Genomic DNA, 15,329 nt, shown 5'->3' with positions numbered 1-15,329 from the left:
GTCCTCTTCTCTACTCTTTCATTCTAAGAAGCACTTTTACGATTTTCCTTGCGTATATTGCGAATAAGGAAAAGCATGATCAGGACAAAAAGTCCCTCGAGGAAGTAGAAAGCAAATTCGCTATTCAGGATTAACAGGTCTTTTTCAAAATAAATTTTGCTAAAATCGGGTATAAGTGCGAATAGGATTCGGAACAGTCTTCTTAGGAAAATAAAGATCTGCAAGCCATAAATCATAAAGACCTTCTTCACACCAATCATGAAGCCTTGTTCCTTTGTAAAATAAGACAAGACGATACCATTTAACAAAAGGATAACCGTCAAGGCCAGAGTCTCATTTCTTAGGATATTTGGATTAAAAATGTTTAAGCGGCTGTGAACGAAAGGCAATAATTGAAAGAGTAGGATACCCAAAATTGCTGGTATGAAAATTTTCTTCAGAGATGGTGGAAATCCAGGACTAAATCTTGTAAAAGACAAGCTAATCACAAGAATTGCAAAAATATGGAAGTACATCATTGCAACTCCGGAAATGATCTGACTTTGATTTACCAAAGCGGATAAGAAGCCAGCAGAAAGAAAGATACCGATAGGAATCAGCTTCTCCAAAGAATAATCCCACTTCAGCCCTTGACTCACCTGAAAACCATCGATTAGACAGAATAATGTAATGAAAATGAGGGCACCAATGAGACCAAACGGTAAGGAGGGAATGACGAGGGTCAATAACAAAATTAGTAGGAACCATGGATGGGGACTGTAGTAGAATTTTCGTTTTTCCCCCCTAGCAGTCACTCCTTCCTCAATCGGTGTTTTCCTTAATTTTAGCATATAGACGTAAAAGAGTGAAAACATACCAGCATGAACCCATGAATTATAACCAGGTCGCTCTATAATACTGAGTAGCAAACTCACAATCGTAAAGAGACCAGAGAAAATCTGAAGAAACTTATTATTAAATACCTGTCTTTTTTTCCAATCCAAATAAGAGAGCTTGGCCTTTGGATGACTAAGTTCATAAGCATAAACTGTCATCTCTTCTAGTTTCTGGTCTGTCTCCTCCGTCATCATTTGGGGAGCCATTTTAGAAGTAGGAAATGGAGCCAAAACATATCTCAAGAGCTTGCCATCTGTAAACCGATGGTACTCCTTATAGATCTGTTGAAGCAAAATCGTTAGAATGCGTGGTCTTCCTTTAAAGTAGCTTCTCCACTTTTCCCAATCATTGATATCTTCATCGCTCTTAGTGAGCTTATCCACATAAAGATAACCTTCATTGTACCAGTAATCAAAATTTTCTTTTTTATCTAGTGCATACTCCTCTACCACTGAAGGATAGTAATGGATACTCTTCCAGAAATGGAGTTTTTTCAGGTAAGGATTTGATTCCTCATCACTGTAACGCTCCACAAATTGGAGAACGAGGGCTAACACTTTCGCATTGGTTAAAGGATAGACGTCCACCTTTTCTAACAAATCAAGTAGGAGCGTGTGATCTTTGACTGATTCAAAAAGGTATTGCCAATCACGTAACAGTTTATACTCATCTTCATACTGAGCATGGAGCAACTCATAGAAGGCTGCCTCAACTTCATCTGGATTATCTAGAAAGTAGTGACTAAAGTCAACGTTTTCTCCCAGCTCCCCTTTTACTTCGTCTAAGTAATCAGCCAAGTCATTCAAGAGTGGATAATCCTCTTCAAATATGACTTGTCGGTTTTTTTCAAGAATATAGGTTAAAACGGGCACACTCTTGATTATCTGACGATTTTGATTTACTTGATCTAAGACCATAAAGCTCAGATAGGGGTGCTTGAAAAACTCTATCCAAGAGCTCAATTGATTTGCTTGGTTAGAATCTTGAAGAATTTCTTGGCAAAGTTGATAAGAATAATAGAATTCTTCAGTGGCTTCATGTGCGCTTTCAAGCGAACTGCCTTCCTCTTCTGCTATAGCTCTTTTAACTTTCCAATACTTCAGCTTATAGTAATAGCCCCAGTACTTAAAGTCAGGTATATAATCTTCCAGCAAGGGGATGAGGATAGAGAATTGCTCCGGTTTGTTAAAAATATAAACATCCATTTCCTCTAAAACGGATTGAACAATGTCCATATCATACTGATACTGATGAAAGAACTGACGCCATAGATGCTCTTGTTCCTCTTGGTTATACCCGTCGTTTCCAACAATACTTTCAATCGCATTTTGGATCAGATAGGTTCCTTCATTATAACCACTAAAGTCAAGAGTAGACCTTGTTGTTCCTTCTTGCCCTTGGTTCTCTTCGTCACCAAACGTTTCAAAGTTGAGGGTATTCGTAGCTCTTTCTTCAGAATCTCCATTTAGCTGAACTTCCTCATCATAGTCACTAAAGTCAAGGGTGGACTTTTGCTTATCCTCTTCTGCTTTAAAGGTTTCAAAGTTAAAGGAATCGCTGAATTTATCAGTCGATTGCTGATAATCACTGAAATCAAGACTAGATCTTTCAGACTCTTCGTTCTCAGTATTCGTTTCTTCAGTCAAGTTTTCAAAGTGGAGACTAGAGTTAGGCTTTTCATTCGCCTCTTCTTCAAGTTCAGCAGCTTCTTGAGAGTCACTCGCTTTTCTTAGACTATTTTCTGGTTTTGTATTTCTAGATCTCACATAAGTCAAGGCTTTTTGATAAGCTTCAACAATTTCTTGGTAAATTTCTGGTTGGTCTTCTGGGTGATAGAGCCGAACCAGTTCAGCATAACGCCTTCTAATAAGCTTGACGTCAGTCGTTGGCTCTATCCCTAAAGTTTCCCATATATTCATAAGGTCTCCTCTTTTACAGTCCTCGCTCTAGGAAGTCTAAATAGTTTGAAAATGATTGATAAAGTTTTGGCAAATGATACACAGATGCTTGACTGACCTCTTCTTCAAATCGTCTAGTTTCAGCCATTAGCTCATCTCTTCTTCTCCCCAAGAGCATACTGTACACGCGATTCGCTTTTTCAATCAAGAAACGATAAACCTCTGTTTCTTGAGCATTAATCTTATAGCGAGTCAACTCTGCTTGCTTAGCCTTGATTTCCTTTTCTGTCAGAGTAACACTATCTTGGAGAATAACATTGCTAAAGACTTCCTGTGTTGAATCAATTTTCACTTCGACATCCAAAATCCCATTTAAATCATAGGTAAAACGAACTGTGAAACTTTCATTTTCTCTAGTATTAACAGGGACGGGAACTTCTAATTCTCCTAGAAACAGGTTTTGTGATGCCTTCATCATCTCACCTTGATAGACCTTTATCTTGACTTGGCTCTGTCCCAATTCAGCCGTGTAGTACTGCTCAATGCGTGAAGCAGGTAGGGTAGAATTTCGCTCAATAATCGGTGAAAAACGGTCTCCAACTATCTCAATCCCCAGTGTAAAAGGACAAATATCAGACAGCAACAAATCTCGAATCTCACCCTGGCGTTCTTTGATTCCTGCTAGAAGGGCACAACCTCTCGCAATCATCCGATCAGGATCATCCGAAACCTGCACCACTTGATTGATACAGTAGGATAAAAAGTCCTGAACCAAGCGGAGTTTCGAAGTCCCCCCAACAAGAACAAAGTTATCTGATGATACATAGCTATAGCGTGCATCCATCAAGGCACGGTCCAAAACGGCCTTAACACGGGCTAGCAGAGGTTGACAAAGCTCATAAAAACGCTGGTAGCTCAAGTCTAAAGTGTATTCCTGTTCTTGGTCCAGAACTGTCATCTTCACTTCTTCTTTCTCATTGAGTTCTAGTTTAGTCTTTTCAGCCTGTACCAGAATTTTGCCATAAAATTCACGGGAAATCGTATCCTTGGTTAATTTATTGGAGACTAAAAATTCCTCAGCAATTGCTGCAGTAAAATCCTCTCCTCCCAAACGATTGTCCCCTGCAATCGACACGATTTCAACAATATTATCAAACAACTCAACAACTGAGATATCTAGCGTACCCCCACCAAAATCGACTACAATAAAAGATTGATCTTCTTGGTTTACCATAGATCTTTTAGCAAGAGCCGCTGCGGAAGGTTCATTGATAATCCGATCAATCTGAACGCCTGCAAATTTCCCTGCTAGTTTGGTCGCATAGCGTTGAGCATCATTGAAATAGGCTGGAACACTGACAATCACTTCCTCGACCTTTTCTCCAAGATAGGTCTCTGCATCGTCTACCAACTTTCGAATGATAAAAGAGCTCAATTCTTCAGCCTTATATGCTCGATTTCCTAGTGTCAACTCATGCTTGGTCCCCATAAAACGCTTGAACTGTGAAACCGTCTTGTCTGGATGGGTCACCAAACGTTCCTTGGCAATTTTTCCAACTATGATTTCATCATTGTCATCCAAAGCCACAACAGAAGGAGTCAAATATTCACCAAAAGCATTGGGAATCAGCTTGACCTGGCCATCCTGGTATACCCCTACTAAAGAATTAGTCGTTCCTAAATCAATACCTACTATCATTTTCTTGTAACTCCAAATCTTTTTTAGATATTCCTATTATACAGGAAATATCCTATTTTCTTTGAAAAAATCTGTCATTTACTCTTTAAAATCGAAAATCGTTTAAGGAAAATAAAAAAGTTTCACCCTACTCTTGCGGTAAAAACCACGAGAGTAAGAATGAAACAGTTTGTCATTATTTACCAAGTTTTGCTTTAGCTGCATCTGCAAGTGCTGTGAAAGCTGCTGCATCGTTAACAGCCAAGTCAGCAAGCATTTTACGGTTAACTTCGATTTCAGCCAATTTCAAACCATGCATCAATTGTGAGTATGAAAGTCCGTTCAAACGAGCTGCCGCATTGATACGAGTGATCCACAATTTACGGAAGTCACGTTTTTTCTGACGACGGTCACGGTATGCATAGTAGTAAGAGTTCATTACTTGTTCTTTTGCAGTACGGAACAAGATGTGTTTAGCTCCATAGTAACCTTTTGCTAATTTAAGAATACGTTTACGACGTTTGCGTGATACAACGCCACCTTTAACACGTGCCATGTTTTATTTCCTCCAAATATTTCCTAGAATTGTTTACTTACTGTTAGGCTATTATTTCAAGCGAGTAAGCATTGCTTTGATACGTTTGAAATCTCCTGAATGCACCATAGATGCTTTACGAAGATGACGACGTTGTTTCTTAGTTTTTCCGTGGAAACGGTGAGAAGTGTAAGCACGGAAACGTTTAAGTCCACCAGAACCTGTACGTTTGAAACGTTTAGCTGATGCGCGGTGTGTTTTTTGTTTTGGCATGATTTTTTCTCCTTTATTTAACTTTCTGACAATTATTTTTTGTCAGTTGCTGGCGCCAACTGCATGAACATTTGGCGTCCATCCATCTTAGCTCGTTGTTCGATGATCGCAATATCTTGTGTTGCTTCAGCAAACTCGGCTAAAACTTTTGCACCAATCTCTTTATGGGTGATCATACGCCCTTTAAAGCGAATGGATACCTTAACTTTATTTCCTTTTTCAAGGAACTTGCGTGCATTGCGAAGTTTTGTGTCAAAGTCACCCTTGTCAATAGTTGGACTCAGACGAACTTCTTTCACAGTAACAACGCTTTGCTTTTTGCGTTGCTCTTTTTGTTTCTTCTGGTACTCAAATTTGAACTTACCGTAGTCCATAATTTTAGCAACAGGCGGTTTTGCTTGGGGTTGAATCAATACTAAGTCAACATTTGCACTATCAGCCAATGCTTGCGCTTCGCTGAGTGGCTTAATGCCTAGCTGTTCTCCCTCAAGACCGATCAAGCGAACTTCACGTACACGAATTTCATCATTGATGAATAAGTCTTGCTTTGCTATGGTTTTCACCTCTTTTTTATTATTAGAGAAAAACAAGAGCGGACTCGTAATGATACAAGCCCGCACGTTATGATAGCGTTTCTTAGAAACTTTTCATCCGTAGGGCCAGGCAACTTGATGTCACAAGGCGAGAAGCTCTCACTTCTGCTTTTCTCAACTTTTATATGATACCAAGTTTTCTATCCCTTGTCAAGATAAAAAGTCATTTTTTCGAAAAACTTTCTGTTTTATTCTTGATTCTTCTTGATGTCCGCATCAAAAAGAGAGAACCTACTTGGTTCCCTCCTTGTGTTAGTTTTTTCCTCACCTTCCGTATAGGAATGCTAAGACCTATTAAAATCTTCCTTTTTACGTGAACTTCCCCATCTTTCGATAAATAGAATACCCACTAACAAAAGGATAATCAGGCAAGGAAGTAAGACCATCCCCATGCTCCAATTTAGATCTACATTATCAATCTGCTTAGGTAATCTTCCAGATAAAATCTCTACTGAACGCAAGTAAGTAAAGGGAATCAGATGTGCAATACTCTGAAGAGGCTGGATCGTTTGGATACCAAACAATAAGCCAACAATCCCAATGAGAGAAAGAAAGAGGACAGGCATTTTTTGCTTGAAAAAGTAAGCAATCAAGTAGACGACTTCCACAATGACGATAAAGGCTAAGAAAGCTAAGAGCAAGCTAGGAAATAACACATCTTGTATTTTTCCAATAGTTACCTCTTGATTCGTTAAGCTATAGATTGGGTAGGGATAATCTAACTGTCCAAAACCACTTATCAGACTTCCCGCTAAAAAAGAAAATCCACAGATTCCGATAAACAGCACGGTTACATAGCTCATCCCAACTCCAAGAGAGGACATGGCAAATGTCACTTTTGAAAAAGGATATAACTGAGCTGTATCCAGATTATTTTGATATCTTTCTGCGAACAATTGTGTTAGCATGAAAATAATAGCAATCACAAACAAGCTTGGAATGATAGCCTCTAAAATCCAGACAATCTGATCAATCCCATGTGTCGGATAATCTAAACTGTGTGCCTTTATATTCAAGGGATACAAGGCCTGGTAAATCTTTCGTTCGCGGTCAACCGCCATTTTTAAGTCAGAGCTAGAAGTCGGTTCCTTTGATACAATTTCATAACTCTTTTCTTCAGCTTGCCACTGCAAATAATAGGCTTCTTTCCAGCGTCCTTCTTTTAATAGAGTCAGAATTTCTTTCTTTTGCGTCAAAAGATTTTTTTGCAAGTCTAAATTTTCTTTAGCAAACTGGTATTCCTCCGAGCTGGTGTCAGACATTTGGGAGAGCTTCTCTTCATTTTCATTGATAGCTCTCTCGTTGGTTACAAGATGAGTTTCCAACCTAGTCTCCAAGCTGACTGAGTTTGCAGTCCGACTATTGAAATAAAAGGTAATACCAAGAGCTGAAACAAATAAAACTAAGATAATCCAGTTTAAGCGACTTTTGAAAACTTTCTTTAACAAAAATAGGCTAATATCTTTCATAACGGAACCTCTTCTATCTGACCCTGACGAATGGTTACCATGCTATCGCAAATCTCCACTAACTCCTCTTTGTAGTGAGAACTCAAAAGAACCAGCTGTTCTTGCCTATTGATTTGTGCCAATCTATCAAAAAACTTCTGTCGATAATACTCGTCTAAACCATTTGTTACCTCATCCATGAGCCAGCATTTCGCCTGACTGAGGAAATACATGGCAATCACCAAGCGTTGCTTCATGCCTAAGGAATACTTACGGATGGGAAGGCTGATATAGTCAGACATTTCCCAGTAATTAATTTCATCCATCAAGTTCAGTTCTGACTTCCAGATGTTTTTGATAAGACGAAGGTAGTCCATCCCACTTAAGTTTCCATCCAGCCATTCAACACTTTCATAATAAAATAAAGAAGGAGGGACTGCGATATTTCCACTACTTATTGGAATTAAGTTGCTAATGGCGCGGAACAGGGTTGTCTTTCCTGAGCCATTGATAGCAAGAAGGCCATAAATCCTACCCTTTTTAAAGATGAAATCCGCATCTTGCAAGATGACTTGTCGCGTTTTTAAGGTAACATGAGTAAGCCTTAACATATCCATCTCTCCTTCTTCTAAACGTTTAACTATTAATATCCGTCAGTATAGTAGTTTATGACCTCATAACGATCGTAATTCAAGCCAGAACCTACTTTATATTCATCGTAGCTGTCATAACGAGACCATGACGAAATTCAAATATATTGATGGTCGTGATAGTTGGTACTATACTCCCAAACAGTATACCAATCATACCGATAACTCTTAGTGACTGTCACAGCAGATACACTGGACTGAAAAAGACCAATAGAGTATAAACTAGCTAATAAAACGACTTTTGCTGATTTTTTATGTTTTCATTGCATTTATATCATTACCATTGAAAACACTTTCATTATATCGTTTTTCTCGGTATCATGCAACAGATTTTTAGTTTATTTCACTAATATATAACACTTTTCTTCCTAACGAACACTTTCAATTCGCCAACTCTTCCATCCTTTAAAGCGAATGGCTCCTTGCTGATCGGTTCGGCAAATCTTACTCTTGATGTCTTCCAGTCGTGTCAAGGTTTCCTGATGAGGGAGTTTGGCACGATTGTTCTTACCTACTGAGATGAGTGTAATTTCTGGTTTAAGTTTTTCTAGGAAAACTGGATTTAATGATGTTTTAGCACCATGCTGAGCACCTTTCAAAACATCCACCTCTAAGGTAGAGTATTGCTTTAAAAGTTCTTTCTCTCCCTTCTCTCTCAAGTTTCCAGTGAAGAGAAAGTGCTTATCCAAAAGTTTCCCATAAAGAAGAAGAGTATCATCATGACTTCCATCTCCCATTTTACTTGGCGATAATACTTCTAAATAACTGCCAAAAATCGGTAAATTCTCCCCTACTGTCACACTGCGTACCTTGGTTTGAGTCGCTTGTAGTTCTACCACAAATTCTTTCTGTGTCAAACTTCCTTTTGATACTAAAATCTCCCCGACATGTAAAGCCTTGGTCACCTCCAACAAATCTCCGACATGTTCCTTCTCTGTATTGGTCAAAATTAGCTGGTCAATCTTATCTACTCCGCGACTTTTAAGATAGGGAATCAAGGTTCGCTGGGCATTGCTGGTCGTCGACTTTTCTTGCCAATTCTCAACTTTCTTATCAGGCTCTGCCTTTCCGCCCACATCTATGAGAATGGTTTTACCAGTCACATCCCGTAGAAAAATACTTTCTCCCTGCCCTACATCCAGCATGGTAATTTCATTTTCCAGCGGATGTTTGGTTAAGAAAAAGAGCCCCACGATAAAGAGACTGAATCCTGCTAGTCTTTTGATGTTTTTCCTCATGTCATAGACCAAGGCCAATGAAACTAAAAGGAGAATCAAAAGCCATGCGTTTGGTTGCCCAAAGACCAAGGGCCTACTTGCCATCTGCGAAACCAAGCGAATGATGCCCTCCAACCATTCAAAGACAAGGTTAAGCTGGGTGATTGGGTAAACAAAAGACAGAATGAATAAGATAGACAAAAGTGGTAAGAAAACCAAGTCAAAAAGAAAGGAAAAGACAAAGGTTAAAAGAATTGACCAAGGCTGAAATTCTGCAAAATAAAAGGAAAGAATGGGCAATATTCCCAAGGAAATGACTAGACTTTCTCTGGCAACAGCCTTAATCCCCTCCCCTTCTTTGCTGGTCATGGTCAAGATAAAAGCGTAGGCACAGGACAAGACACCTCCTGCCGTCAGGAAAAAATTGGGCATGATGATAAAGAGGACAAGGACCGTCAAGGCAAAATTGTCCAAGCCCTTGTAGCCATGTTGGGCCAGTAACTTTTGCAAAAGGCTGCGAATGACCGAAGCTGAGAATCCTGTCAGACCTGCATAGATAAGGGAAAAAGGATAGGTCAGCCACTTCAACTTTTCTTGAGTCAAGCCCAATCGCAAGAGGAGTTTCTTAAAGGCATCCATAAAGAAGCCCACCTGCATACCCGACAAGGCAAAGAGGTGGATAATACCAAGACTAGAATAAAGTTCATTCATCTCTTCAAAGTCGGTATCCAGATGTCCAAAAAGAAGCCCTGTCATATAGTTGCGCATAGGGTCGGGAAAATGGCTCTTAATCCAAACAATAGCCTTTCGACGTAAACTGGACAGATTTTCTCCTATATCCCAACTGCTAACCTGTTTAAGTGACTGGATGCTCTTGATAGTCAGTGTCTGGTAAATCCCTTGAGTTTTCAGATAGGCTTGGTAGTCAAATCCACCAAAATTCCTCTGGCCTTCTGGCTCGGACAGTTTCCCTTCTAGTTCTATCTCATAAAGGTCTGTCAAGGCTTGAAATTGCTCTTTCTCCTCCTCAGACTGGAGCTTATAGTAAACCTGAAAGGTTCGTCCATCAGACTTGCCACGAAAGGACAGGCTATCTCCATTGACCTTAATGGTATCTGGTAAAATTCTCACCTTTTCAACATAAGCGACTAAGTTTTGACTAGCTTGTATCTGTTGCCAATTTTGAAACAAAAACCAAAATCCAAAAACTCCACAAATCGCTAGAACTTTACCAGCCGATTTCCAAGGGAATTGAAAAAAGAGGCAGACCAGTAGAAAAACAAAACCTAGCAACGCAAGATAGGACGCTGAGAAAATAGCGTAGTAAAGCCAAAGTAACAGAAAACTCAGATAGATTAGGGGGATAGGGATGTTCTTAATCCACTGTAACATAGTCTTTTAACTTTTCTATGGTCTTAGCGCCAATGCCAGAGACCTTCTTGAGTTCGTCTACTGACTTGAACTTGCCATTTGCCTCACGATGGTCAATAATATCCTGAGCTCGTTTGCCACCCAGTCCCTTGACCTGTTTGAGTTCTTCCAGACTAGCTTTATTGAGGTTGACCTTCTTTTCTTTACTTGACGAAGGAGGCGTTCCAGAGGCAGTCTGCTGACTAGCTGCTTCTTCCCCCTTACTCGGAACGTAGACCAGAGCCTCGTCACTAACCTTCTGAGCTAGATTGAGCGACTTGCTATCTGCTTGCTCTGTCAAACCACCTGCCTTCTGAACAGCATCATGGACCCGACTACCGGCTGGCAAATCATAAATTCCTGGTGATTTTACGGCACCTTTTACATCCACTGTGATCTGATCTTGTTCCAGAGACTCTTCTTTTTCTTCCTTCTTCACTTCTTTTTCAGACGATGAATCCTTTGAAACAGCTGCAACTTCAACTTGCAAATTTGTTTCTTTCACAGATGTTTGTGAAGTTGGTTTTAGTAGGAAAAATCCGCCGAGGGCCAAACCCAAACCAGCACAGATGACAATGATTTTATACTCTTTGATTTTCTCGATAATTGCTTCCATATTTTCTCCTCTCTTAAATTATTCGTAAGAGAAAGAAAAAAACAGCTGAGAAATCTTTTCAACTGCTTACTTATTTGCAAAATAGTCTTCCTTAGTCAAGACATAATGAACTCTTGTGATAATTCGACCTGGTTCTTTATTATCCATTCTGGCATAGGGTTCTTCGTGGGAAAAACGCATACCTGATTTCTCCATAACCTTGCCAGATGCGGGATTATCCTTATCATGTAAAGCAACCAACTTATTCATCCCTATCTTCTCAAAAGCTAGCTCAATTACGGCACGATTGGCTTCTGTCGTTAATCCTTGATTCCAATACTTTTTATTGATAATGTAGCCAATAGCTGCCTTCTTAAGAACAGTATCAATCTTGTGCAAATCAATGGTACCGATAAACTGACCATTGCTTTTTAGTTCGATCCCCCATCGTCCCAAGGGATTGGCCAAGTAGAACTGCGCAATGTTATTCTTGGTTTCTTCCAAGCTTTGGTTGGTTGGAAAAGTGTAGCGCGTATTTTCTCTGTCTGAGGCATACTCGAACATAGCTTCTGCATCATCCAAAGTTACAGGTCTAAGCACTAAACGCTCAGTCTCCACTATTGGATACTGAGCTAGTTTTAAAAAGATTGATTCCATACGTTTCCACCATTCAAAAATATTTTCTATCAGTCTAGCATAAAAAAGAAGTTACAACAAGTTTTTCTTGCATTTTAAAGCGGTTTCATATAGAATAAAATCATCACCTTATTTTATAGAAAATTGTGATAAATCATTTAAAACCAATAAATAGAAAAGGAGTTTTTTCTCTATGTTAATCGGAATCCCAAAAGAAATTAAAAATAATGAAAACCGTGTTGCCCTCACTCCTGCTGGCGTCCACAGTTTAGTCAGTCGTGGACATCGTGTTCTCATCGAAACAAATGCTGGTCTCGGTTCAGGATTTACTGATGCGGACTATCAAAAGCAAGGAGCTGAGATTGTCGCTACTGCTGCTGATGCCTGGGCTGCCGAGTTAGTCGTGAAAGTAAAAGAACCACTAGCTTCTGAATACGGTTATTTGCGCGACGATCTTCTCCTCTTCACCTATTTGCACATGGCCGCTGCTCCAGAATTAGCAGATGCTATGTTAGCAGCCAAAACAACAGGAATTGCCTATGAAACTGTTCGTGACAATCAAGGACAACTACCGCTCCTCGTTCCTATGAGTGAGGTTGCAGGTCGTATGGCTGTTCAAATCGGAGCTCACTTCCTTACCAAACAAGCTGGTGGTTCTGGTGTCCTACTAGGTGGTGTGCCGGGTGTTCCAAAAGGAAAAGTAACCATCATCGGTGGTGGTGTCGTCGGTACACATGCTGCCCGCATCGCCCTTGGTCTTGGTGCTCAAGTGACTATTTTAGATATCAGCGCGAAACGTCTCTCAGTTCTAGAAGAAGTCTTTGGGAACCAAATCCAAACTCTTATGTCTAATTCATTCAACATCGAAGCAAGTGTGAGAGATGCTGATGTGGTGATTGGTGCAGTTCTCATCCCTGGTGCCAAAGCACCGAAATTGGTGACAGATGAGATGGTCAAACAAATGCGTCCAGGCTCTGTCATCGTTGACGTTGCTGTTGACCAAGGCGGAGTTATCGAAACAGCTGACCGTGTGACAACGCACGATGAACCTGTCTATGAAAAACACGGTGTTCTCCACTATGCCGTTGCCAATATCCCTGGTGCGGTTGCCCGTACTTCAACCATCGCCCTAACCAATGTCACTCTTCCTTATATCGAAGCTTTGGCTGGCAAAGGATTCGCACAAGCAATCTCTGAAGATGAAGGCTTGCGTCAAGGTGTGACCACTTATCAAGGTTACTTGACCAGCCTCCCAGTTGCTCAAGGCCTCGATAAAGATTATACTTCTATCGATGAACTTGTTTAAAGCTAGACACTCATTAAAAAAGAGCAGTTCATATCTGAACTGCCTTTTTTGCTATTCTGTTTCTTGGTTCTTTTCTTCAACCTTAACTGGAGCTGGTTCATAAGCTCGGATAATCTGAGCGACAACTGGATGACGAACCACATCCTTGGCTGAAAAATGAACAAAGTCGATTTGGTGAATGTTCTTGAGCTTTTCTTGGGCATCAATCAAACCGGATTTAACATTACGTGGCAGGTCAATCTGACTGATATCTCCATTGACAATCATCTTAGAATTAAATCCTAAACGAGTCAGGAACATCTTCATCTGCATGATGGTCGTATTTTGTGCCTCATCGAGAATGACAAAAGCATCGTCCAAGGTCCGACCACGCATGTAGGCAAGGGGCGCGATTTCGATAATCTCACGCTCCATGAGACGGGTGGTCTGGTCTTTTCCTAAAATCTGATACAAGGCATCGTAAACAGGTCGAAGGTAAGGATCGACCTTCTCTTTGAGATCCCCCGGAAGAAATCCAAGACTCTCACCTGCTTCGACTGCTGGACGAGTCAGGATAATCCGCTTGACCTGCCCACGTTTAAGGGCTGTCACTGCCAAGGTCACTGCAAGAAAGGTCTTCCCAGTCCCTGCAGGTCCGATTCCAAAGGTCACATCATGCTGTTTGACACTGTCCACATAAAGCTTTTGACCCAAGGTTTTGACACGAATAGGTTTCCCTGTATTGTCCTTGATAATTTCTTCTTCGTAAAGGGCGACAAACTTATCAATTTCATCGTTTTTGACCATGCTAATAGCCGTCACCACATCTGGCGTACCAACGGTCATCCCACGGTTCACCAAGACCATCAAAGCTTGGATAACCTGACGGGCTTCCTCACAAGCAGTCTCTTCGCCCAAAACCTGGACAATCTCTGTACGAGCATGAATGACAACATCAAGCTCTTCTTCCATCAAACGAAGATGGCGTTCATTGGAACCAAAAAGATGAAACAGGTCATCTGGATGACTCAGTTGAATGTCTATTGAATGTTCCTTCAAATAAAGAACCTCTCTAATCCTTTTATTTCTTTTTATTATAGCAAAGAGAACAATAAAATACTAGCCTCATCTCATTGTCTCTAGTGTTCTAAGTATTCTTGCCAGATGGCGTCAAAGTCTCCTAGGTTGAAAGAGAAACTGGCATGCTCCTCCAAGAAGCGACTCACCTCATCAAAATCATCCGTGTGTTTTGGGAAGGCTGTCTCCTCAAAAGCGAGGTCTGCCAAGATGGCTTTGGGGCTATTACTTTTAGGATTTCGCTCGGTCATGAGCCAAGTGTAAAATGATTTTCTCATATGCCTCCCTAAATCAACTCTGTACCAAACTGATCTTGCTTGATTTTGCCAGCTTTCATCAAGCCTCCGAGTGCTTTCTTGAACTGACCTTTAGAAATGCCAAAGGTTGCTTTGATGTCCTCAGGGGATGACTTATCATTCAAGGTCATGAAACCGCCATTGCTTTCCAAGTAGGTCAAAATCATCTGGGCATCATTTTCTAACATCTCAAAGGAACGTGGTTTGAGGGATAGGTTCAGAGTTCGGTCAACTTCGCGGAAACCAATGACACGCGCATCCAACACTTGCCCCAAACGTGGCTCTGCGTAGCGCTCGCTAGGATGGATAAAGCCAAGCATATTATTTTCTGGTAGGTAAACAAAAGTCCCTGACAGCTTGAGACGGTATACAATGGCTGGCCAGTTTTGGTTCTGCATGTTGTTATAGGCAGGACGAGCCAGACGTTGGAAGTCTTCCTGATACGCCAAAAGTCCCCAGATTCGGTCTTTCTTGTCCACTTCAAGACGGATGTAGAGTTGGTCGCCCTTCTTAGGCCAGAGTTCTTTCAATTCAGGGAGAATATCTAGCGATACTACGACTTCCTTATCAGGAAGGCCTGTATCCACAAAGACACCAAGGTCTTTACGAACTTCTGTTACGGTTCCCCAACCAAATTGGTCCTGAGTGGCAGTCACTTCTAAGGTTGTCAGACGGAGTTTTTGCTTCATGTCCGTGTAGGCAAAACCTTTGACCGTATCCCCTACTGTATGTTGACCTTCTTCCTTGGCAAGTGCATAGGTTTGACCATCCTTTTGCACAAAGTAAAAACGGTCATTTTCATCGATGATAAGTCCAACGATAAAACTTGCAAGATTTGTATTCATATTTCCTTCTTTCGAAT

General features: G+C 40.7%; 14 protein-coding genes, 1 pseudogene and 1 other annotated feature. Of the genes and pseudogenes, 1 reads left to right on the top strand and 14 read right to left on the bottom strand.

The annotated features are described in order from the left end of the window. Positions 1 to 23 precede the first annotated feature (23 nt). From I2H52_RS01875 to I2H52_RS01825, 11 genes and pseudogenes are all read right to left on the bottom strand, one after another. Positions 24 to 2,795 (bottom strand): hypothetical protein, encoded by a 2,772-nt coding sequence (locus tag I2H52_RS01875; RefSeq protein ID WP_001028665.1) that lies wholly within the window; start codon positions 2,793 to 2,795, stop codon positions 24 to 26. A gap of 13 nt (positions 2,796 to 2,808) precedes the next feature. After that, the gene (locus I2H52_RS01870) at positions 2,809 to 4,473 is read right to left on the bottom strand and encodes a molecular chaperone HscC (RefSeq protein ID WP_000635025.1); all 1,665 of its coding nucleotides are present in this window, start codon (positions 4,471 to 4,473) and stop codon (positions 2,809 to 2,811) included. A gap of 175 nt (positions 4,474 to 4,648) precedes the next feature. Then, positions 4,649 to 5,008, bottom strand: coding sequence for a 50S ribosomal protein L20 (gene rplT / locus I2H52_RS01865; RefSeq protein ID WP_000124830.1), 360 nt, complete (start codon positions 5,006 to 5,008; stop codon positions 4,649 to 4,651). A 51-nt stretch (positions 5,009 to 5,059) separates the two neighbouring features. After that, entirely contained in the window at positions 5,060 to 5,260 is a 201-nt protein-coding gene (gene rpmI / locus I2H52_RS01860) for a 50S ribosomal protein L35 (protein WP_001125942.1), read from the bottom strand. 32 nt (positions 5,261 to 5,292) lie between these two features. After that, complete coding sequence (infC, locus tag I2H52_RS01855; RefSeq protein WP_000848184.1) at positions 5,293 to 5,823, bottom strand: translation initiation factor IF-3; 531 nt, start codon at positions 5,821 to 5,823, stop codon at positions 5,293 to 5,295. A gap of 15 nt (positions 5,824 to 5,838) precedes the next feature. Then, positions 5,839 to 5,970 (bottom strand) — a sequence feature (ribosomal protein L20 leader region). 167 nt (positions 5,971 to 6,137) lie between these two features. Next, positions 6,138 to 7,322, bottom strand: coding sequence for a hypothetical protein (locus I2H52_RS01850; protein ID WP_195593944.1), 1,185 nt, complete (start codon positions 7,320 to 7,322; stop codon positions 6,138 to 6,140). After that, positions 7,319 to 7,912 (bottom strand): ATP-binding cassette domain-containing protein, encoded by a 594-nt coding sequence (locus tag I2H52_RS01845; protein ID WP_045616947.1) that lies wholly within the window; start codon positions 7,910 to 7,912, stop codon positions 7,319 to 7,321. Before I2H52_RS01845 ends, I2H52_RS01850 begins: the two co-directional genes overlap by 4 nt. 32 nt (positions 7,913 to 7,944) lie before the next feature. Beyond that, positions 7,945 to 8,133: pseudogene (locus I2H52_RS01840) on the bottom strand (hypothetical protein). Positions 8,134 to 8,319: 186 nt separating this feature from the next. Continuing rightward, the gene (locus tag I2H52_RS01835) at positions 8,320 to 10,560 is read right to left on the bottom strand and encodes a DNA internalization-related competence protein ComEC/Rec2 (protein WP_195593942.1); all 2,241 of its coding nucleotides are present in this window, start codon (positions 10,558 to 10,560) and stop codon (positions 8,320 to 8,322) included. Beyond that, entirely contained in the window at positions 10,544 to 11,194 is a 651-nt protein-coding gene (locus tag I2H52_RS01830; RefSeq protein WP_195593940.1) for a helix-hairpin-helix domain-containing protein, read from the bottom strand. Before I2H52_RS01830 ends, I2H52_RS01835 begins: the two co-directional genes overlap by 17 nt. A gap of 66 nt (positions 11,195 to 11,260) precedes the next feature. Beyond that, positions 11,261 to 11,830: a GNAT family N-acetyltransferase gene (locus tag I2H52_RS01825; protein WP_084872905.1), complete on the bottom strand. Its 570-nt coding sequence runs from the start codon at positions 11,828 to 11,830 to the stop codon at positions 11,261 to 11,263. A 172-nt stretch (positions 11,831 to 12,002) separates the two neighbouring features. Between I2H52_RS01825 and ald the strand changes: the two genes are divergently transcribed. After that, positions 12,003 to 13,115 (top strand): alanine dehydrogenase, encoded by a 1,113-nt coding sequence (gene ald, locus I2H52_RS01820; RefSeq protein ID WP_195593937.1) that lies wholly within the window; start codon positions 12,003 to 12,005, stop codon positions 13,113 to 13,115. A gap of 51 nt (positions 13,116 to 13,166) precedes the next feature. On the opposite strand, the gene I2H52_RS01815 is transcribed toward ald, so the two are convergent. The 3 genes from I2H52_RS01815 to cvfB all read right to left on the bottom strand — a co-directional run bounded on the left by I2H52_RS01815 (position 13,167) and on the right by cvfB (position 15,312). After that, positions 13,167 to 14,153, bottom strand: a complete 987-nt coding sequence (locus tag I2H52_RS01815; protein WP_000658201.1) for a PhoH family protein — start codon at positions 14,151 to 14,153, stop codon at positions 13,167 to 13,169. An 80-nt stretch (positions 14,154 to 14,233) separates the two neighbouring features. Next, on the bottom strand, positions 14,234 to 14,449 hold the full coding sequence (locus I2H52_RS01810; protein ID WP_009730018.1) for a YozE family protein: 216 nt from the start codon (positions 14,447 to 14,449) through the stop codon (positions 14,234 to 14,236). 8 nt (positions 14,450 to 14,457) lie between these two features. Beyond that, positions 14,458 to 15,312 carry an RNA-binding virulence regulatory protein CvfB gene (gene cvfB / locus I2H52_RS01805; protein WP_084854007.1) on the bottom strand — a complete coding sequence of 285 codons (855 nt, stop codon included), beginning with the start codon at positions 15,310 to 15,312 and terminating at the stop codon, positions 14,458 to 14,460. Positions 15,313 to 15,329 lie beyond the last annotated feature (17 nt).

It is taken from the genome of Streptococcus oralis (assembly GCF_015561235.1).
GTDB classification, from domain to species: Bacteria; Bacillota; Bacilli; order Lactobacillales; family Streptococcaceae; genus Streptococcus; species Streptococcus oralis_BK.
This window is presented reverse-complemented; position numbering and strand designations above follow the sequence as displayed.

Excerpts from the sequence above, each read along its gene's own strand:
- I2H52_RS01875 (WP_001028665.1), bottom strand. The coding sequence starts at position 2,795 with ATGAATATATGGGAAACTTTAGGGATAGAGCCAACGACTGACGTCAAG.
- I2H52_RS01870 (WP_000635025.1), bottom strand. The coding sequence starts at position 4,473 with ATGATAGTAGGTATTGATTTAGGAACGACTAATTCTTTAGTAGGGGTA.
- rplT (WP_000124830.1), bottom strand. The coding sequence starts at position 5,008 with ATGGCACGTGTTAAAGGTGGCGTTGTATCACGCAAACGTCGTAAACGT.
- rpmI (WP_001125942.1), bottom strand. The coding sequence starts at position 5,260 with ATGCCAAAACAAAAAACACACCGCGCATCAGCTAAACGTTTCAAACGT.
- I2H52_RS01850 (WP_195593944.1), bottom strand. The coding sequence starts at position 7,322 with ATGAAAGATATTAGCCTATTTTTGTTAAAGAAAGTTTTCAAAAGTCGC.
- I2H52_RS01845 (WP_045616947.1), bottom strand. The coding sequence starts at position 7,912 with ATGTTAAGGCTTACTCATGTTACCTTAAAAACGCGACAAGTCATCTTG.
- I2H52_RS01835 (WP_195593942.1), bottom strand. The coding sequence starts at position 10,560 with ATGTTACAGTGGATTAAGAACATCCCTATCCCCCTAATCTATCTGAGT.
- I2H52_RS01830 (WP_195593940.1), bottom strand. The coding sequence starts at position 11,194 with ATGGAAGCAATTATCGAGAAAATCAAAGAGTATAAAATCATTGTCATC.
- I2H52_RS01825 (WP_084872905.1), bottom strand. The coding sequence starts at position 11,830 with ATGGAATCAATCTTTTTAAAACTAGCTCAGTATCCAATAGTGGAGACT.
- ald (WP_195593937.1), top strand. The coding sequence starts at position 12,003 with ATGTTAATCGGAATCCCAAAAGAAATTAAAAATAATGAAAACCGTGTT.
- I2H52_RS01810 (WP_009730018.1), bottom strand. The coding sequence starts at position 14,449 with ATGAGAAAATCATTTTACACTTGGCTCATGACCGAGCGAAATCCTAAA.
- cvfB (WP_084854007.1), bottom strand. The coding sequence starts at position 15,312 with ATGAATACAAATCTTGCAAGTTTTATCGTTGGACTTATCATCGATGAA.